Origin of the sequence: Marivita sp., assembly GCF_022763305.1 — a bacterium.
Lineage (GTDB): Bacteria > Pseudomonadota > Alphaproteobacteria > Rhodobacterales > Rhodobacteraceae > Marivita.
This window is the reverse complement of the sequence record NZ_JALEGT010000055.1, coordinates 158118-177090: the sequence shown is the minus strand read 5'-3', so window position 1 is coordinate 177090 and position 18973 is coordinate 158118. Positions and strand designations below refer to the sequence as shown.

Genomic DNA, 18973 nt, shown 5'->3' with positions numbered 1-18973 from the left:
CCTTTGCCGTCCTTGCTCGGGCGTCAGATAATCAAAGCGTCTGCCCGTTCACCCGCCGCTCCAGCCGTTCCAACGCGTCGATCACGTCGGAATCATGCGGCCGCAGGCTGAGTACCCGCGAATAGGCGTCATACGCAAGGTGGGGTTTGTCGACCTGCTCAAAGATCGCGCCCAATCCCCGCAGCGCACCGAAATGGACGGGGTTCAGCGCCAGCGTCCGTTCCAGCGCATCCGCCGCCGGACCGAATTGGTCCGCCCGGTAATAGGCCAGGGCCAAGGCATGCCAGCCTTCGGCAAATTCGGGCGCATGGTCCGTGAGCGCCGTCAAATGTTCCAGCGCCGCATCCACATCGTCCACATCGAGCGCGTCCTGCCCCCGCTTCAGCAGCAAATCCATCACCGCCGAGCCGGATTTCGACCATTCCTGCCGAAGCTGCCGCTCGAGCCGGTCAGCAGCCCGCTCATCCTCGGCCTGTGCCAGTTGGTCCATCAGATCGCGCGCGACACTGTCCTCGGCGTGGGCCGGACCCAGCATCACGGCCATCCCCATGAGAAATGCCGCAACGGCAGATTTGTATTTGCGCATCATGAACCTCATACCTCATGGTCAGTGTAGCGCGGGGTTCGGCAAATGCCAGCCTCGCAGTTCCGAACGCGATCACAAGGAGACGAGCGTATGAGCGATGTTGTGGCACAGGCAGTTGCCGCCATGAATGAGAAACTGGCAGGCAGCGGCATCGACGGCACCGCGCAATTCAACATCGAAGGCGAAGGCAGCATGGTGGTCGATGGCGACGGCGCACGCGAAGGCACCGCCGATGCTGATGTCACGTTCAATGCCGATGCCGACACCTATCGCGAAATCTTCGACGGTGAGCTCAACCCGACCTCCGCCTTCATGTCCGGCCGTCTGACCATCGACGGCGATATGGGTATGGCGATGAAACTGGCGGCCACCCTCGCCTGATGGCGGACGCTGCGCCCTACCACGACGACCTGGCCCGCGGGCCTGATACGCAGGCCGTCTGGCTGCAAAGCTCCGATGGCGTGCGCCTTCGGGCGGGTCATGCGGCCGCGCAGGACGCCCGGGGCACTGTCTTCATTCTGCCGGGGCGCAGCGAATACATCGAAAAATATGGCCGCACCGCCAAGGATTTCGTCCGCGCGGGCTTTGACGCCATATCGCTCGACTGGCGCGGTCAGGGCCTGTCGGACCGTCTGGGCGCGAACCCGATGGTCGGGCATGTCGGGCGCTTTCCGGACTTCCAGAAGGACTGGGCGGCCCTTTGCGCGTTTGCGCGCAAACGGGATCTGCCTCGCCCCTGGCACATGGTCGCCCATTCCATGGGGGGCTGCATCGGTCTGCGTGCCCTGATGTCCGGCAGCGACATGGCGTCGGTCATGTTCACGGGTCCGATGTGGGGCATCCAGATGGCCGGATATCTGCGCCCCTTCGCCTGGACCCTGCCGCGTATCGCGATGGCGCTGGGTCAGGGCCACCGCCTCGCGCCGGGCACCTCGATCAAGAGCTATCCCGCGTCCGAACCCTTCGAGAACAACCTGCTCACCTCGGACCCGGACATGTTCGAGGTGATGCGCCAGCATGTCGAGGCCGAGCCGAAATTCGGGCTTGGGGGACCCTCATACGCCTGGCTGCTCACGGCGCTGCAAGAATGCAAGGCGTTGGCCTCCATGCCCTCTCCGGCGATCCCGGCGCTCTGCTTTGTCGGGTCGAACGAACGCATTGTAGACCCGACCGCCATTCGCGACCGCATGACCCGCTGGAAAGGCGGTAAGCTCCTGCTGGTTGACGGCGCGGAACACGAGGTCCTGATGGAACGCTCCTCGACCCGCCGACAGGTCACCGGTGCCGCGATTTCGCTGTTTTCCGGCATTTCCGCCTAGACGCTCTCCATTCCGTCGCCGGGAGTACCGCACTGTCTGACACCGCTGCCAAGCTGAGTGCTCCGTCAGGCGGACATCCGCAGCTCGTATGTGTCGGACATCAGCGCTGAGATGCATGCCCTGCTTTCTTACCTTGGCAGCATGACCCTGCATGTTGCCTTGCCCAACCTTGCCGACCTTTATGACCTGTCAGCTCAGTCAGAGCCGATCTCGTGCACACCGCGCGCTTCGGCTGTGGCGCCTGCCCGCATCCAGGCATGTTCCGACGAGATGAAGAAACAGCTCATCCCGTAGGCAGACCATTCCTTTGCCTTCTGCGCGTTTGCCACCCAAGACACATACGCTTTGCCCGCTGCCTTGGCCGCCTTGCCGACCCGGTCCAGGGCCTGCATCAAATCGTCCGAGGTCTGCGTGTCATGCCCGTATCCAACCGACAAATCCGCAGGCCCCACGAACAGGGCGTCGATCCCGTCGGTCGCCGCAATGGCCTCGCACGCCTCGACACCTTCGGGTTCTTCGATCTGAGCCATCACCACCGTTTCCGCCTGCGACCGTGCCAACAAGTCAGGCATGGATTGGGTGGCATAACCTGCCCATCGCGTCGAACCCGCAAACCCGCGTCCGCCCTTCCCGAACCGAGCCGCACGCGCCACCTCTGCCGCCTTGGCCGCGCTGTCGACATGGGGCACAACGACACCAACCGCGCCGCAATCCATCGCCTGCAGAATCTCGCGTGGCGATCCATCGCCGACACGCACAAGCACCGGAAAATCAAGCGCGCGTCCCATGGCGCAGCAGGCGTCGATGGCGCTCCGGTCGAGGGGAGCATGTTCCGCATCAAGACACACGAAATCCAGTTCGGACTGGGCAAGCACCTCGATCAATTGAAAGGCTGGGGTTTTCAGAAAGGTACCCGCCGAAGGCGCGCGTGACAGCAGGCGATGGCGAAAACCGGCGATGTGCATGAAGGAACTCCTGATGGTCTGGCAGCCTTCACCCTACGCAGCGCGAACCGCTTGGCAAGCCTCTGGCGGTGCGCGCGGTGGCCTCTATACTCTAGCTCATGTCCAGTCCTGTCCTCAGCCTGACCGATCGCGGCATCTACTGCCCCGCCGGAGATTTCTACATCGACCCTTGGCGCCCGGTGGATCGCGCCCTGATCACCCATGGTCATGCCGACCACGCCCGCCCCGGCCATCGACAGTACCTGTGCACCGAGGCGTGCGCCCCGGTCATGCGGCACAGGTTGGGCGATATTTCTGTAGAAACGGTTAAGTTCCTCGAGCCCCGTAAAATTGGCGACGCTTTGGTGTCGTTTCACCCGGCAGGTCACTTGCCCGGCTCTGCGCAGATCCGGGTTGAAGTCGCCGGCGAGATATGGGTCGCGTCCGGAGACTACAAGGTTGTTTCAGACGGTATTTCCGAACCTTTTGAACCCGTTACGTGCCATAGTTTCATCACGGAATGCACCTTTGGCCTGCCTGTTTTCAAATGGGACGACCAAGCCAAGGTCGCAAGCGACCTGAACGCTTGGTGGGCGCGCAACGCCGCTGAAGGCAAAGCCTCGATTCTCGGGGCCTATTCACTGGGCAAGGCACAGCGCCTGCTGTCCATGATCGACCCCGAGATCGGCCCCATCCTGACCCATGGCGCCATCGAGAACACCAACGACGTCCTGCGACATCAAGGCTATGACCTTCCTGATACCATCCATGTGACACCTGACCTCAAACCAAAGGACCACCCCGGTGCGCTGATCATCGCGCCACCCTCCGCGCTCGGGTCGCAATGGGCCCGCCGGTTCGGGCCATCCTCGACCGCCTTTGCATCTGGCTGGATGCGGTTGCGCGGCGTGCGGCGCCGCCGCGCAGCGGATCGGGGTTTCGTGATCTCGGACCATGCAGACTGGGACGGCCTGATGTCGGCAATTCGTGAAACCGGAGCAGAAAACATATATGCGACGCATGGTTATACGGACATCTTCGTGCGATGGCTGAACTCCGTGGGCTTCAACGCGCAGGTTCTGAGAACCGAGTTCGGCACCGATGAGGACGACGCGACCCCCACAATCGGAGACGCCGCATGACCGAGTTGACCCGCATCGACCGTTTCTTTCGCTGGCAGGCCCGGACGATCGAACGGCGTACACTCAAATACGTGTCGTCCCAAAAGCTGCTGCGACAGCTGTTCGCCCTGACCGCACCGCTTGGCGCGGCACTGCCAAGGGACATCAAACCGCACCGGGACAAGACCGGCGCGCTGTGGTTCACACCGCCCGAGGTCGCGCCGGATGCACCGCTTCTGATGTATCTGCATGGTGGCGGATTTACCATCGGCAGCCCGCACACCCATGCCGCTCTGGTCGCGCATCTGGCGCGCGCGTCGGGCATGCGCGCAGTCGCCGTGAGATACCGGCTGGCCCCTGAACATCCATTCCCCGCCGCCCGCGACGATGCCTGCGCCGCCTTTGAAAGGTTGACCGAGGCGGGCATGCCCCCGGCGGCGATTGCCGGGGACAGTGCTGGCGGCTGCCTCGCGCTGCAGGTGGCCCAGCACGCCCGCGACACCAAGGCGCCCAGCCCCAAGGCTTTGGCGCTGATCGCACCGGTGGCTGATCTTTCGGGCGATCTGGCGCAGCGATTTGCGGCGGCCAAAGACGAAATCCTGATCCCGCCCGATTGGCCGCGCCGCATCATGACCTGCTTCCTGCCAAGGATCGATCCGGCCGACCCGGCGGTCTCGCCCCTTCTGGGCGATGTGACGACCCTTCCACCGACGATCATTCAGGCGTCCGCCAGCGAAGCGCTGGCACAGGACGCACGCCGTCTCGAAGCGGCCATGGACGATGCGACGCTCGACCTCTGGCCGGACATGGCCCATGTGTGGCACCTGCATGTCGGCCGCTCGCCCGCCGCAGACCGCGCTGTGGCCCGGCTCGGCGCATTCTTGCGGACACATGTGGCATGAAGGACTTCGCCGCGCTGTTCACCACCATTGACCAGACCACCAAGACCAGCCTCAAGACACAGGCTTTGGCCGATTTCTTCCGCACCGCCAGCGACGACGACAAGCTCTGGACCATCGCGCTTTTCTCGGGCCGCCGCCCCAAGCGGGCCGTGACCACCACCCAACTGCGCGAATGGGCGGCCGAGGTGGGCGGTATCCCGCTCTGGCTGCTTGAGGAAAGCTATCCGATTGTCGGCGATCTGGCAGAGACCATCGCGCTGACGCTGCCGCCGCCAAGCCGCATCAGCGACCTGCCCCTGACCCACTGGATCACCGAGTTGAAATCCCTCGCCATTCTCGACATCGACGGGCGCAAGGCGCGCATTCTGGACGCGTGGGATCAACTCGACCCGACCGAGCGGTTCCTCTTCAACAAACTGATCACCGGAGGCTTTCGCATTGGCGTCAGCCAGAAACTCATGACCCGCGCACTGGCGCAGGCCACAGAGCAAGACGAAGCCAGCCTCGCCCATCGCCTGATGGGTGGCTGGACGCCCGAGACAACAAGCTATCACGCGCTCATCGAAGCCGAAGACGCCGAGGCCGACGAAAGCCGCCCCTACCCGTTCTACCTCGCCTACCAGTTGGAGGACGGCCCCGAAGCCTTGGGCGCGCCGCAGGACTGGCAGGCGGAATGGAAATGGGACGGCATCCGCGGACAGGTGATCCTGCGCAATGGCACCCACCACGTCTGGTCGCGCGGAGAAGAGCTGATGACCGACCGCTTTCCGGAATTCGCACGTCTGACTGATTTTTTACCAGATGGTATCGTTCTGGACGGCGAGATCGTCGCGTGGGACGGCACCCAGCCCTTCCCCTTCAACACGTTGCAGGCACGCATCGGCCGCAAGACCGTACCGAAAAAGCTGCTCAAGGACGCGCCGGTGATCCTGCTCGCCTATGATCTGCTCGAACACGAGGGCGAGGATCTGCGCGACCTGCCCCTGCAGGAGCGCCGCGCGTGCATGGATGCGGTGCTTCGGGACTTGCCCGAAGATGCCCCCGTCAAAGCCGCGCCGCCCTTGCCGTTCGACACATGGGAGACCCTCGCCCAAACCCGCGCCACCGCGCGCGACAATCGCGCTGAGGGGCTGATGCTCAAACGCAAGGACAGCCCCTACCTCGCAGGCCGCAAAAAGGGCGATTGGTGGAAATGGAAGCTTGACCCGCTCACGGTCGACGCTGTCATGATCTACGCCCAGCAGGGCCACGGCCGCCGCGCCAATCTCTTCACCGATTTCACCTTCGCGGTCTGGGACGGCAACGATCTGGTGCCCTTCACCAAAGCCTATTCCGGCCTGACGGACGAAGAATTCCGCAAGATCACCGCCTGGGTGCGCAAGAACACCCAGCAGCGCTTTGGCCCCGTTCGCCAGGTCACGCCGCACCACGTGTTCGAGATCGCGTTCGAAGGCATCCACGCCTCGCCGCGCCACAAATCCGGCATTGCCCTGCGCTTTCCGCGCATGTCCCGCTGGCGGCAGCACAAGCCGCTGCAAGAAGCCAACACGCTCGACGACCTGAAAGACCTTCTGGAAACCTATGGATAAGCCCACCGCCGCCGCACCGCCTTTGACAATCACCCTGCCCAGTGCGCCGCTGCCAGACGGAGCCTGCGACGCGCATGTGCATCTCATCGGGGACGATTTCGCTCTGTGGGACGGCCGCGTGGAAAACCCGCCGCCCGGCACGCTGGACACGTGGCTCGACCGCTACCGCTCACATCTCGGGTTGCTGGGCTGCACACGCGGGGTCATCGTGCATTCGATCCTCTATGGCGGCAATAACAGCATCACGCTCGAGGCGACCCGCCGCATGGGTGACGGGTTCCGCGCCGTCTGCCTGATTTCCGACGATGCGACCGCGGCCGACATCCGCGCGCTGGCGGACCAGAACTGCAAGGCGGTCCGTCTGAACTATGTCCATGGCGGATTGCTCAGCTGGGACGGCATGAAGCGCCTCGCGCCGATGCTGGCGGATCATGGACTGCATGTGGAAATGCTGGCCCATTCCCATCTGCACCTCGAAGACCTGGCCCTGCAGGTGCCCAGCCTGCCCGTGCAGATCGTCTTCGATCATTGCGCCTGGCCCGATCCCGCCCTTGGGATCACCGATGGCCAAACGGCGCTGGAACGCCTGTTGGCCGAGGGTCATGTCTGGACCAAGCTCAGCGCCACCTACCGCCATACGCCAGAACCACAGCCGCTGATCCAGAGACTGGCCCGTGCAAATCCCGACCGCATTCTCTGGGGCAGCGACTGGCCGCATCTGATGCTGAACGGCGTGCCGATGCCGGACGCGGGCGAACAGCTCAACACGCTGCTCGACGCGATCCCCGATCAGATCAGCCGACAGAAGCTCTTTACCGACAATCCCGCCGCGCTCTACGGCTTTGCCCCTTGAACCTTTCGCCCGCACGGCACAGGTTCCAAGGCAACGAAGAACAGGAGACGACCCATGCTGCGCACCCCTTCCCCGACCTATGACGCCAACGCCCAGAGCGGCAACAAGAACCTGGGGGATCTGCCGGAATGGGACCTGACCGACCTTTACCCCTCGGATGGCGCCGCCGAACTGAAGCGCGATCTCGACTGGCTCGAAGACGCCTGCCGCAGCTTTGCAGCCGATTACGAAGGCAAGCTGGCCGATCTGTCCGCAGACGAATTCCTTACCGCGATCCACCGTCACGAGAAGATCGAGAACATCGCGGGCCGGATCATGTCTTACGCGGGTCTGCGCTACTATCAGCTGACCACCGACGCCCAGCGCGCGAAGTTCCTGTCCGACCATCAGGAAAAGATCACCATCTACACCACGCCACTGGTCTTCTTCACGCTGGAACTGAACCGCATCGAGGACGCCACCATCGACGCGCTGTTCGATGCCAATTCAGACCTCGCCCGCTACAAACCCGCCATCCGCCGCATCCGCGCGATGAAGCCCTACCAGCTGTCGGACGAGATGGAGAAATTCCTGCATGACATGGGTGTGGTCGGCGACGCATGGGAGCGCCTCTTCGACGAAACCATCGCGGGGCTCGAATTCGAAGTGGACGGCGAACCGCTCAACATCGAAGGCACGCTGAACCTGCTGACCGAACAGGACCGCAGCAAACGCGAAGCCGCTGCCCGCGAACTGGCCGCAGTATTCGCCGAAAACATCAAGGTCTTCGCCCGCGTTCACAACACGCAGGCCAAGGAAAAAGAAGTCATGGACCGCTGGCGCGGCATGCCCACGGCCCAGACCGGACGTCACCTCTCCAACGATGTCGAACCCGAAGTGGTCGAGGCCCTGCGCAACGCCGTAGTCGCCGCCTACCCCAAGCTCAGCCACCGATATTACGAGCTCAAGCGCAAATGGCTGGGCCTTGAAGTGATGCAGGTCTGGGACCGCAACGCGCCCCTGCCGATGGAGTCCACCCGCACCGTCACCTGGGACGATGCCGAGGCGACCGTGATGAACGCCTACACCGCGTTCGACCCGCGTATGGGCGAGATCGCCAAACCGTTCTTCACCAAGGGCTGGATCGACGCCGCCGTCAAACCGGGCAAGGCCCCCGGTGCTTTTGCACATCCAACGGTTACGGATGTGCACCCTTACGTGATGCTCAACTACCTCGGCAAACCGCGCGACGTGATGACCCTCGCGCACGAACTGGGACACGGCGTGCATCAGGTGCTGGCCGCCGAACAGGGCGAAATGCTCGCCTCGACGCCGCTCACCCTTGCGGAAACCGCAAGCGTCTTCGGCGAAATGCTGACCTTCCGCCGCATGCTCGACAACGCCAAGGACGATGCCGAGAAAAAGGTGCTGCTGGCGGGCAAGGTCGAGGACATGATCAACACGGTGGTTCGGCAGATCGCCTTTTACGATTTCGAATGCAAACTGCACGACGCGCGCCGGGGCGGTGAATTGACGCCGGACGACATCAACGCGCTCTGGATGTCCGTTCAGGCGGAATCCCTCGGACCGGCCTTCGAGTTCATGGAGGGTTACGAGACCTTCTGGGCCTATATCCCCCATTTCGTGCATTCACCCTTCTATGTCTATGCCTATGCCTTCGGCGACGGCCTCGTGAACGCGCTCTATGCGGTTTACGAAGAAACCCCCGACGGCTTCCAAGACAAGTATTTCGACATGCTCAAGGCGGGTGGATCGAAACACCACAAGGAGTTGCTGGCCCCCTTTGGCCTGGATGCGAGCGACCCCAAATTCTGGGACAAGGGGCTGAGCATGATCTCGGGCTTCATCGACGAATTGGAGGCGATGGAGGGCTGATGCCCACGCCAGATGGCGGCGCCCGTGACACCTGCGGGAGCCTCCGGCGGGGATATTTGGGGCAAGAAGAAAGCCATTAGCGCGTTATTAACGAATATCGTGCAGGATCATGACACGGTACAGGCGGGGACGCCGATGACCGTGCAAGGAGAAGGCTCTGCCTTCGCGGGGGTCTTCCTTCAGGAGGGCCCCTTTCTTCTTGCCGAAAATATCCTGGGGGTTTGGGGGCAAAGCCCCCAAGCGGACGACCGGGCACCAAACGTCGCCTTTGGGCGATGTCACTTCAACTGGCTGTCCTTTGATCCCCGACGGTTGATCCCGCCGCGCGCCTGGTAGACCCCGTCGCGCTCCTGCTGGCAGTCGATGCAAAGCTTCACGCCCGGCAGCGCAATACGACGCTTCTCGGCGATCGGTTCTTCGCAGTCGGCACAATGGGTCAGGCTTTCGCCCTGCGGCCCCCTGCGCGCCTTGAGACGGGCGAGTTCATCATTGATCGACGCGTCGATCTGATCCTGCACCGCGCCATCGCGTGCCCAACCGCCTGCCATGACCGCCTCCGGAACTGTGATCCTGAAAATATGGCGTTGTGACGATTGGCCTGCAAGGGGCTTGTCGCCCGGGTCTCGGACCGTCATCCTGACCTCTGGCTCAGGGGAGAACCATCATGTCCGATCACAATCTCGAACGCGCCTACAGCATCAGGGGGGCCGCCGATGCCCGTGCGCTCTATGACGATTGGGCCACGAGCTATGACAGCAGCTTCGGCGAAAGCCATGGCTATGTCGCCCCGCGCGAGGTGGCGCGGGTCTTTCTGTCGGAGGCGGATGCGCGCGGCCCCGTGCTCGACATCGGAGCGGGCACCGGTCTGCTGGCGGAACATCTGCCCGGGATGGATGTGGACGGGATCGACATCTCGCAGGCCATGCTGGACGCGGCCGCAGCGAAGGGGCTTTACCGCAACCGCATCTGTGCGGACCTTACGCAAACGCTGCCACTGGCGGATGCCAGCTATGGCGGTTTTGTGTCGAGCGGGACTTTCACCCACGGCCATGTCGGCCCCGAGGTGTTCCCCGAATTGATGCGCGTCGCAAAGCCCGGTGCGCTGTTTGCCTGTGGCGTCATCCCGCCGGTCTTTGATGGTGCCGGTTTCGGTTCGCGCCTCGCGCTGATGGTGGCACATGGGCTCATCACCCCGGTCCGCTTTCACGACATTCCGATCTACGAGAACGCCGATCACGACCACGCGCAGGATCGCGGGCTTGTCATGGTGTTCCGCACGCTCTGAGGCTTTTCTTTCTCGACCAATCGCCTAGGTCTGAGCGTAAGGAGGCTTTCTCATGCGTTTGATTCTCGCCCTCGTTCTGACCTTTTGCTCCACGCTTGCACAGGCCGCGATGTCCAATTTCACCTTTCCGTCCATCGACGGGGGCGAAATAGACCTTTCAGACTGGCGCGGCCAGCCGGTTCTGGTGGTCAACACCGCGTCGCGTTGTGGATACACGCCGCAATATGACGGGCTTCAAACGCTCTATGACACGTACCGTGATCGGGGATTGGTCGTGCTTGCCGTGCCCTCCAACGATTTCCGGCAGGAACTGGCGTCCGACGAAGAGGTGAAGGATTTCTGCGAGGTGAATTTCGGTCTCGACTTCCCGATGACCACGATCACGTCGGTCCGCGGGGACACCGCACACCCGTTCTACCAGTGGCTTGCCGCCGACACCGGTTTCAGCCCCAGCTGGAATTTCAACAAGGTTCTGATTGCGCCCGATGGCAGCGTGGCCGCGACGTTCGGATCGAACGCGCGGCCGATGTCGAAACCCGTGATCGACGCGATCACGGCGCTTCTTGACTGATCACTTCTGCAGATAGCTCCAGATCTGGTCCTTCAGCGCGCCGCGCTGCTTGCGAAGCTCGGTTTCGGCCAGGGCGTCCATCGGCTCCACATTGGTTTCAGCGCGGTGAACGCTGCGATTGATCTCGTGATAGCTGTCGAACAGCTTGGCGAAATGCGCATCCGATTGCTTGAGCGCGCTCATCTTTTCAACGTGATCCGGGAATTCCTCGGCCAATTCATGCGGTGTGTGTGACATGGAACCACTCCTCTCCTGATGTCGTTGGAGTGAAATTGTCAGAGATATGCATCTTTCACTTTGACCCGGATCAAACCACCGTCAGTTTCGCGCTTTTCTCCATCCGGCGGCACGGGCTTCGGCCTCGGAGCAGAACCGGCGTTCGCCCTTGGTGGGTGAAATGCGCGTCTTGTCGTAATACTCCTGTCCCGGCACGTGATAGATTTTTTCCCGACCGCCCTGGCTGATATTGCCTTTGATCCTGCAGTTCGGGTTGATCACGTTCGGCAGCCAGCTTTTCCCGGAGGGACTGCCCTTGGTGACGGTGACTGTCTTGGCGCCTGTCGCGCGTGACGGCTCGGGCCGCGCCTGCGCGCGCTGTGCCGAGCGGAACGCCGCAGGCGACATCACACCGGTGGCATGCAGGCCCCGCCCATTCACGGCGGCCCCCTTCTCGGCCAAGTCATAATCCAGTCCGTACTGGCGATAGGCAAAGGCCAGACCGTCACTGACCAGCCGTTCGCCCACATCCCGACCGTCGACAGCGCATTTGGCGACCGTGCGCCCATACTGGTCGGTATCAAGCGCGGTACACCGGGCGGTGCGCCCTTCATACAGAGCGCGGGTTTGCGCACGCACCCACTCTCCACAGGCCCAGGCGGGGCTCGCGGCATCGCCACACATCTGGTCGGTTTCAGGCGCGTCGATGGCGTGCAAACGCACGCGCGTGCCGTCGATGTCGAATGTATCCCCGTCAATCACGCGGATCACGCCATTTGGCTCTGCGGTCACAACGGTCGCCGCGACAATCGCGGTTGCGAAAATGAGAGTTCTGAACATGCCGTTAATTCTGAAGACCAATTATGGCCAGATAACGGTCGATGTTCAGAAAGTTTTAGTTATTCCCCGCGCGGAAAGCGCTGGCTGTCCTCGAGCACGTTCAGATCCATGTGGTTGCGCATGAACCGCTCTGACGCATCGCGCAGCGGCTGGTAGTCCCACGGGTAGTATCCGCCCTGCCGCAGCGCCTCGTAGACCACCCAGCGTTTGGCCTGAGAGGCACGCACCTCCGCATCGAACCGCGCCAGGTCCCACCGTGCCTCGGACTTTGCCCGCAGGGTCTGCACCGTGCCCTGATGGTCGGGGTGATCTGCGAGGTTGGTCAATTCGTGCGGATCGGCTTCAAGATCAAACAGCTGATCGGGGTCGAGCGCACAACGGTTGTATTTCCACTTGCCATAGCGCAGCGACACCAGCGGCGCATAAGACGCCTCGGCCGCGTATTCCATCGCCACGGGGCTGGTCCGTTCGCCGCCCTGCCCCAGAGGCACCAGCGATTCCCCCGTGGTCCAGGGCATCACCTCGTCCATGCTCACACCAGCCAAGGCACAGAGCGTCGGGCAGACATCGATGGTCGAAACCGGATCGGTCACCAGACCCGCCGCTATGTCAGGCGCCGAAATCATCAGCGGCACCCGCGACGATCCTTCGTAGAAGCACATCTTGAACCACAGCCCCCGCTCGCCCAGCATGTCGCCATGGTCCGACACGAACAGGATGATCGCCTCCTGCCGCGTGTCTTCAAGCACCTGCAGGATCTCGCCGATCTTGTCGTCCAGATACGAAATATTCGCGAAATAGGCGCGGCGCGACCGGCGGATGTCGTCCTCGGTGATGTCGAAATTGCGCCAGTCATTGGCATCGAAAATGCGCTTTGCGTGCGGGTCATGATCCTCATAGGCCATCGCGGGGATTTCGGGCAGCAGGTGGTCGCAGTCCTCATAGAGGTCCCAGTACTTGCGCCTTGCGACATAAGGGTCATGCGGATGGGTGAAGCTGACGGTCAGGCACCACGGCCGGTCGTCCTTGCCGCGCGACAGGTCATAAAGCGCAAGCTTGGCCTGATAGGCCACCTCGTCATCATATTCGAGCTGGTTGGTGATCTCGGCCACGCCCGCGCCCGTGACCGAACCCATGTTGTGATACCACCAATCGATGCGTTCGCCCGGTTTGCGGTAATCCGGCGTCCAGCCGAAATCGGCGGGGTAGATGTCCGTGGTCAGACGCGCCTCGAACCCGTGGAGCTGGTCGGGACCGACGAAGTGCATCTTGCCCGACAGCGCCGTGTAATATCCCGCCCGCCGCAGGTGATGCGCGTAGGTCGGGATCGAAGACGGAAATTCGGCCGCGTTGTCATAGACCCCGGTGGCGGAGGGCAACTGCCCGGACATGAACGCCGCCCGCCCCGGCGCGCAGAGCGGGCTGGCGGTGTAGGCGTTCCGAAACCGGGTGGACCGTGCGGCCAGTTTCTTGAGGTTGGGGGCGTGCAACCAGTCGGCGGGACCATCCGGGAAAAGCGTCCCGTTCAGCTGGTCCACCATCAGAATCAGAATGTTCGGCTGCATGATCGCCCCCCCTCGCGCTGGTTTTGGCGCGACATTGGTGGGATCAGGGGATGGCGTCAATCCGGTCCGGGCGAAGATGCGTCGACGCATCTTCCGTTTCCGTTGACGGAAACGATTGAGGGGCCAGCCCCTCAAACTCCCCGGGATATTTTCAGCAAGAAGAAGGGCAGAGGCGTGCCTTCATTCCCATTCCATTTCTTCGAACACCCGGCCCGCATTCTTGGTCGCCAACTCCTCGAACGTATCAAGATGCGCCCAGTTGGACTGGTCCACATAGAAGGCACCTGCGAGATCACCGCCCTCGTCGATATGCGCCCCGATCTTGGCGCGCAGATCCTTGATGTAATCGCTGGTATAGCGCGTCACCTGCGCCATGTTCGTCGGATGGCCATGGCCGGGAATCACATAGGTCGCTCCCAGAGCGGTGAACGGCCCGTCGAAGGTTTCGATCCAGGCATCCGTGTCGGTTTCGGCAAAGATCGGCGGCATGCGCTCGTGGAACGCGATGTCGCCCGCGATGACGATGCCCCATTGCGGGATCCAGACCTGCACATCGCCCGGATCATGCGCCGGACCCAAGTGCAACACTTCCAGCGTTACCTCTCCCATCTCGACCACATGTCTGTCCGAAAAGCTGAGGTTCGGCACGGCGATCGTGGTGCCTTCGGCCTTGTCCTGATTGTAGCGCTGCATGCCCTGCAGGATGAAATCGCCATCCGCCTCGACCACCGCGATGGCATCTTCATGGGCCAGGATGTCGACACCCAACCCGGCCCAGTAGGAATTGCCGAGGATCGCATGACCCTGCCCGTTCTCGTTGATCACCAGCTTCACCGGCTGGTCGGTGATTGCCTTGATCTCGTCATGCAGCGCCTTGGCCAGCCGGGCCGAGGCCCCGCCATTGATCACCACCACGCCATCGCCGGTGATGACGAAACTCAGGTTGTTGTTGTGGCCGGAATTCTCGTAGGTCGGCGGAGCTGTCGCCCCGATGGCGGAAAACACATGCGGGATCACCTCGACCGGTTTGTCGTAAAGCTCGGACTGCGGATACTTGTCCGCAATGTCTTCGCTGGCGGCGGCCGTCTGGGCCAGACAGCCGATGACAAGAATGGGTGTGATACGCATGACGCTCCTCCTGTGGTCACGCACACATTCATGAACGTGAATGAGAAAAGCAAGCCCCCGCAGGTGGGCCATCTTGCCACTGGCGACCAGACCTATACGGTCACGCACAAAGGACATGGGAGGCCACATGACACTCGAAAGCAAACACGCGCTGGTCACGGGCGGCGGTACGGGAATCGGCCTTGCCATCGCCAAGGCCCTGCGCGGCGCAGGCGCAGAGGTGACGATCACAGGCCGCCGCGCCGATGTGCTGGACGCCGCCGCCAGCGCGCATGATCTGCACGCCCTCGTCATGGATGTGCAGGATGAGGCGTCGGTGGTCGACGGCATCGCGAGTGCCGTGGCCCACCGGGGGCCGATCCAGATCTGCGTGCCCAATGCCGGGATCGCAGAAGGCCGCGCGCTGCACAAGATGGACATGGCGTTCTGGCGTAACATGATGGCAACCAATCTTGACGGCACGTTCCTCGCGATCCGCGAAAGCCTCAAGTCGATGCACCAAACCGACTGGGGCCGCGTGATCGCCATCAGCTCCATCGCCGGGTTGCGGGGCCTAAAGGGCGCGCCCTGCTACACCGCGTCGAAACACGCCATGATCGGCCTGATCCGGGGGCTGGCCGCCGACTACCTTGGCAAACCCTACACGTTCAACGCCATCTGCCCGGCCTATGTCGACACCGACATCGTCCCGCAGAACATCGACCGGATCATGGCCCGCACCGGCATGACCGAGGACGAAGCGCGCGCGGTGATGGTCGGCGCAAACCCGCATGGACGTCTGATTGCGCCCGAAGAAGTGGCCGAGGCCGCGCTCTGGCTTTGCGCGCCCAACTCGGGCAGCGTCAACGGCCAGGCGATACAGATCGCCGGAGGTGAGTTTTGAGCGACCCATACGATCCCGCCCGCGACGGCGCGCAGATGTCCTTTGACGGGCGCATGTCCTATACCGACTATCTGGGCCTCGACGCGGTGCTGACCGCCCAGCATCCGCTCAGCAGCGCCCATGACGAATTGCTGTTCATCGTCCAGCACCAGACGTCGGAGTTGTGGATGCGGCTCGCGCTGCACGAATTGCACGCCGCCCGCGCGACGCTGTCCGCCGCCGAGATTCGCCCTGCCTTCAAGATGCTCGCCCGCGTCTCGCGCATCTTCGAACAGCTCAATTCCGCATGGGACGTGCTGCGCACCATGACGCCCAGCGATTACACCACCTTCCGCGAGACCCTTGGTCAAAGCTCGGGCTTTCAGTCGGCGCAATATCGCGAGATCGAATTCCTGCTGGGCAACCGCAATCCGGCGATGCTCAAGCCCCACGCCCACCGGCCCGACCTGACCGCGCGCCTGACCGCCGAAATGGACAAGCCCTCGCTCTATGACTGTGCGCTGATGCGGCTGGCGCAGGTGGTGGCGGTGCCGGACGAGGTTCTGAACCGCGACCGCCATAAACCGCACCAGCCGAACGAGGCGGTACAGGCCGCCTGGGCCGAGGTCTATCGCGATCCAAGCCGGTATTGGGATCTTTATGAACTGGCGGAAAAGCTGGTCGATCTCGAGGACTATTTCCGCCGCTGGCGCTTCAACCATGTCACCACGGTGGAGCGGGTGATCGGGCTCAAGCGCGGCACCGGAGGGACGGGCGGCGTGTCCTATCTCAAGCGCATGCTCGAGGTTGAGCTTTTCCCCGATCTCTGGCACCTGCGGACCAAGCTATGAAAGACCCCATCATGACCGATTTCACCGCCACCCGCGCCGCGTTTCACCTGCCCGAAGGCATGATCTATCTCGACGGCAACTCTTTGGGACCCTTGCCGAAATCCGCCGCTGCCCGCGTGGCGCAGACCGTGACAGACGAATGGGGCGATCACCTGATCACCGGCTGGAACGCCTGCGGCTGGATGGACATGCCCGCGCGTCTGGGGGACCGGATCGGGCGTCTGATCGGGGCCGAGCCGGGGCATGTTGTTGTGGGCGACACGCTGTCGATCAAGGTGTTTCAGGCGCTGGCAGCCGCACTGAAGCTGAACCCGGGCCGGCGCGTGATCCTGTCGGACACCGGCAACTTCCCGTCCGACCTCTACATGGCCGAAGGGCTGATCTCGCTCCTTGGTCCGGACTATGAACTGCGCCTCGTCGCGCCCGAGGAGGTCGAAGCCGCCATCACAGATGAGATCGCCGTGTCGATGATCACCGAGGTGGATTACCGCACCGGGCGCAAACACGATATGGCGACACTCACGGCCAAGGCGCATGAACACGGCGTCGTCACCGTCTGGGATCTGGCCCATTCCGCAGGCGCGATCCCCGTGGACCTTGCCGGTGCCAAGGCCGATTTCGCGGTCGGCTGCACCTATAAATACCTCAACGGCGGCCCCGGTGCGCCTGCCTTCATCTATGTCTCGCCCCGCCATGCCGACATGGCGCTGCCCGCGCTGTCGGGCTGGCTGGGGCATGACAGTCCCTTCGCGTTCGACCTTGGCTACAAACCGGGCGCCGGCATTTCCCGGATGCGCGTCGGCACGCCCCCTATCGTGCAGATGGCGGCCTTGGACGCCGCGCTCGACGTGTGGGACGACGTTAACCTCCAGGACCTGCGCGCGCGGTCCATAGACCTCTCGGAACGGTTCATCGCCGGGGTCGAGGCCTCCTGCCCCGATCTGACCCTCGCCAGCCCGCGAAACGCCCACGAACGCGGATCGCAGGTCAGCTTCAGATTCGACGAAGGCTATGCCGCAATGCAGGCGCTGATCGCGCACAAGGTGATCGGCGATTTCCGCGCGCCAGACATCATGCGCTTCGGCTTCACACCGCTTTATCTGAGCCTTGAGGACGTGGACCAAGCGGTCGAGATCTTTTCGACCATCATGCGCGACCGGCTTTGGGACACACCTGAATTCAAGCAGCGCAAAGCCGTGACCTGAAGCGCGAGAGTCTCCGTCGACGGAGACTTACACCGCGTCGACGCGGTGTCCGCCCACCACGTCTCCCTGTGCCCAGGCCCGCACCGCGTCGCCAAAGGCCTGGAACAGCGGCCGCGACACCGGGTCATTGGCCGCGTCCCATTCCGGGTGCCATTGCACCGACAGGGTAAAACCCGGCGCGTCCTTCACATAGGTCGCCTCGGGCGTGCCATCGGGCGCGTGGCCTTCGATCACGATCCGCGCGCCCGGCGTCTTGATCCCCTGCCCGTGCAGCGTATTCGTCATCACCTCGGTCGATCCGAACAGGCGATGGAACACACCGCCCTCCTGCAGCGTCACCACATGGCGCAGGGCGAACTTTTCCTCCAGCGTACCATCCGGCGGCATCCGGTGGTTCATCCGCCCCGGCAAATCCCGGATCTCGGGGTGCAAGGTGCCACCCATGGCGACGTTCACTTCCTGAAAGCCCCGACAGATGCCCAGAAACGGCTGACCCCGCTCCACGCAGGCCCGCACCAGCGGCAGCGTGATCGCATCGCGCGCCCGGTCGAACGCGCCATGCGCCTCGGTGGCGGTCTCGCCATATTCCTCGGGATGCACATTGGGCCGCCCGCCGGTCAGCAGGAACCCGTCGCACACCTCGAGCAGTTCCTCGACCGACAGAAAGCGCGGATCGGCGGGCACCAGAAGCGGCAGGCACTCGGCCACCTTGGCCACCGCTTCCGAGTTCATCGACCCGCCCGCATGCGCGGGATACTGATCGTTGATCAGATGCTGGTTGCCGATGATGCCGACGACGGGCCGCGCCATGATGCTGTTCCTTATATTTCGGCGGTCAGACCCACCGCTTCGATCCCGGCCTTGGCGGCAGCTGCATCGTTGTCCGAGGTGTCGCCTGTCACGCCCACGGCGGCAAGGATCGCGCCTTTTGCGTCCCGCACCAGAACTCCCCCCGGCACCGGCACCATATGCCCGCCAAGGGCCGCACCGGCAGCGGTGATGAAATAGGACTGTTCCTCCGCGCGTTTTTTCTGCGCGCCGCCCGCCATGCCCAGCATGACCGACCCATAGGCCTTGGCATGGGCGATCTGGAAGCGACCCGGGCTTGCGCCGTCTTCGCGCTCGAACGCCTGCACATTGCCGCCCGCGTCCAGCACGATGACCGACAGCGGTTTCATGTCCGCTGCACGCCCCGCTTCAAGCGTCTTCCGGATGATGGTGCGCGCGCGGCGCAGCGATAGGTTTGCCATTCTCTCCCCCC

General features: G+C 63.1%; 21 protein-coding genes. 12 read left to right on the top strand and 9 right to left on the bottom strand.

What is annotated here, in order from left to right; translation table 11 throughout:
• Positions 1–31: 31 nt before the first annotated feature.
• On the bottom strand, positions 32–586 hold the full coding sequence (locus MRY75_RS11550; RefSeq protein ID WP_292307918.1) for a hypothetical protein: 555 nt from the start codon (positions 584–586) through the stop codon (positions 32–34).
• 90 nt (positions 587–676) lie between these two features.
• On the opposite strand from MRY75_RS11550, the gene MRY75_RS11545 reads away from it, so the two are divergent.
• On the top strand, positions 677–967 hold the full coding sequence (locus tag MRY75_RS11545) for an SCP2 sterol-binding domain-containing protein (protein ID WP_292307917.1): 291 nt from the start codon (positions 677–679) through the stop codon (positions 965–967).
• A complete protein-coding gene (locus MRY75_RS11540) occupies positions 967–1905 on the top strand; it encodes an alpha/beta hydrolase (RefSeq protein ID WP_292307915.1) in 939 nt (312 codons plus the stop codon). The genes MRY75_RS11545 and MRY75_RS11540 overlap by 1 nt, the downstream gene beginning before the upstream one ends.
• A 194-nt stretch (positions 1906–2099) precedes the next feature.
• Here MRY75_RS11540 and MRY75_RS11535 read toward each other — a convergent pair whose 3' ends face one another.
• The gene (locus MRY75_RS11535; RefSeq protein ID WP_292307914.1) at positions 2100–2870 is read right to left on the bottom strand and encodes an aldolase/citrate lyase family protein; all 771 of its coding nucleotides are present in this window, start codon (positions 2868–2870) and stop codon (positions 2100–2102) included.
• A gap of 98 nt (positions 2871–2968) precedes the next feature.
• On the opposite strand from MRY75_RS11535, the gene MRY75_RS11530 reads away from it, so the two are divergent.
• Genes MRY75_RS11530 through MRY75_RS11510 form a run of 5 tightly spaced genes read left to right on the top strand, consistent with a single transcriptional unit; the run spans position 2969 to position 9189 of the window.
• Positions 2969–3991 (top strand): ligase-associated DNA damage response exonuclease, encoded by a 1023-nt coding sequence (locus MRY75_RS11530; RefSeq protein ID WP_292307913.1) that lies wholly within the window; start codon positions 2969–2971, stop codon positions 3989–3991.
• Positions 3988–4872 carry an alpha/beta hydrolase gene (locus MRY75_RS11525; RefSeq protein ID WP_292307911.1) on the top strand — a complete coding sequence of 295 codons (885 nt, stop codon included), beginning with the start codon at positions 3988–3990 and terminating at the stop codon, positions 4870–4872. Before MRY75_RS11530 ends, MRY75_RS11525 begins: the two co-directional genes overlap by 4 nt.
• Positions 4869–6461 carry an ATP-dependent DNA ligase gene (locus tag MRY75_RS11520; protein WP_292307910.1) on the top strand — a complete coding sequence of 531 codons (1593 nt, stop codon included), beginning with the start codon at positions 4869–4871 and terminating at the stop codon, positions 6459–6461. Before MRY75_RS11525 ends, MRY75_RS11520 begins: the two co-directional genes overlap by 4 nt.
• On the top strand, positions 6454–7314 hold the full coding sequence (locus MRY75_RS11515) for an amidohydrolase family protein (protein WP_292307909.1): 861 nt from the start codon (positions 6454–6456) through the stop codon (positions 7312–7314). The genes MRY75_RS11520 and MRY75_RS11515 overlap by 8 nt, the downstream gene beginning before the upstream one ends.
• Before the next feature lie 54 nt (positions 7315–7368).
• Positions 7369–9189: a M3 family oligoendopeptidase gene (locus MRY75_RS11510; protein ID WP_292307908.1), complete on the top strand. Its 1821-nt coding sequence runs from the start codon at positions 7369–7371 to the stop codon at positions 9187–9189.
• 278 nt (positions 9190–9467) lie between these two features.
• Here the strand turns inward: MRY75_RS11510 and MRY75_RS11505 are convergent, their stop codons facing one another.
• Positions 9468–9737 carry a DksA/TraR family C4-type zinc finger protein gene (locus MRY75_RS11505; protein ID WP_292307906.1) on the bottom strand — a complete coding sequence of 90 codons (270 nt, stop codon included), beginning with the start codon at positions 9735–9737 and terminating at the stop codon, positions 9468–9470.
• A gap of 116 nt (positions 9738–9853) precedes the next feature.
• Between MRY75_RS11505 and MRY75_RS11500 the strand changes: the two genes are divergently transcribed.
• Together MRY75_RS11500 and MRY75_RS11495 are read left to right on the top strand one after the other, a co-directional pair.
• Positions 9854–10474 carry a class I SAM-dependent methyltransferase gene (locus tag MRY75_RS11500; RefSeq protein ID WP_292307904.1) on the top strand — a complete coding sequence of 207 codons (621 nt, stop codon included), beginning with the start codon at positions 9854–9856 and terminating at the stop codon, positions 10472–10474.
• A 52-nt stretch (positions 10475–10526) separates the two neighbouring features.
• Positions 10527–11045, top strand: a complete 519-nt coding sequence (locus MRY75_RS11495) for a glutathione peroxidase (protein ID WP_292307902.1) — start codon at positions 10527–10529, stop codon at positions 11043–11045.
• On the opposite strand, the gene MRY75_RS11490 is transcribed toward MRY75_RS11495, so the two are convergent.
• The 4 genes from MRY75_RS11490 to MRY75_RS11475 form a co-directional block, all read right to left on the bottom strand.
• A complete protein-coding gene (locus MRY75_RS11490; RefSeq protein WP_292307899.1) occupies positions 11046–11282 on the bottom strand; it encodes a YdcH family protein in 237 nt (78 codons plus the stop codon).
• Between the two features lie 81 nt (positions 11283–11363).
• Positions 11364–12101, bottom strand: coding sequence for a thermonuclease family protein (locus tag MRY75_RS11485; protein ID WP_292307897.1), 738 nt, complete (start codon positions 12099–12101; stop codon positions 11364–11366).
• 59 nt (positions 12102–12160) lie between these two features.
• Complete coding sequence (betC, locus tag MRY75_RS11480) at positions 12161–13669, bottom strand: choline-sulfatase (protein WP_292307961.1); 1509 nt, start codon at positions 13667–13669, stop codon at positions 12161–12163.
• 177 nt (positions 13670–13846) lie between these two features.
• Positions 13847–14794, bottom strand: a complete 948-nt coding sequence (locus MRY75_RS11475; protein WP_292307895.1) for an MBL fold metallo-hydrolase — start codon at positions 14792–14794, stop codon at positions 13847–13849.
• 127 nt (positions 14795–14921) lie between these two features.
• On the opposite strand from MRY75_RS11475, the gene MRY75_RS11470 reads away from it, so the two are divergent.
• From MRY75_RS11470 to kynU, 3 genes are read left to right on the top strand one after another with little or no spacing between them, the layout of a single operon-like run.
• Positions 14922–15677: an SDR family oxidoreductase gene (locus tag MRY75_RS11470; RefSeq protein ID WP_292307893.1), complete on the top strand. Its 756-nt coding sequence runs from the start codon at positions 14922–14924 to the stop codon at positions 15675–15677.
• On the top strand, positions 15674–16507 hold the full coding sequence (kynA, locus tag MRY75_RS11465) for a tryptophan 2,3-dioxygenase (protein ID WP_292307892.1): 834 nt from the start codon (positions 15674–15676) through the stop codon (positions 16505–16507). Before MRY75_RS11470 ends, kynA begins: the two co-directional genes overlap by 4 nt.
• Positions 16508–16518: 11 nt before the next feature.
• Entirely contained in the window at positions 16519–17712 is a 1194-nt protein-coding gene (kynU, locus tag MRY75_RS11460) for a kynureninase (protein ID WP_292307890.1), read from the top strand.
• 27 nt (positions 17713–17739) lie between these two features.
• Here the strand turns inward: kynU and MRY75_RS11455 are convergent, their stop codons facing one another.
• The gene (locus MRY75_RS11455; protein ID WP_292307888.1) at positions 17740–18522 is read right to left on the bottom strand and encodes a gamma-glutamyl-gamma-aminobutyrate hydrolase family protein; all 783 of its coding nucleotides are present in this window, start codon (positions 18520–18522) and stop codon (positions 17740–17742) included.
• An 11-nt stretch (positions 18523–18533) separates the two neighbouring features.
• Positions 18534–18962: a heme-binding protein gene (locus tag MRY75_RS11450; RefSeq protein WP_292307886.1), complete on the bottom strand. Its 429-nt coding sequence runs from the start codon at positions 18960–18962 to the stop codon at positions 18534–18536.
• Between the last annotated feature and the right edge of the window lie 11 nt (positions 18963–18973).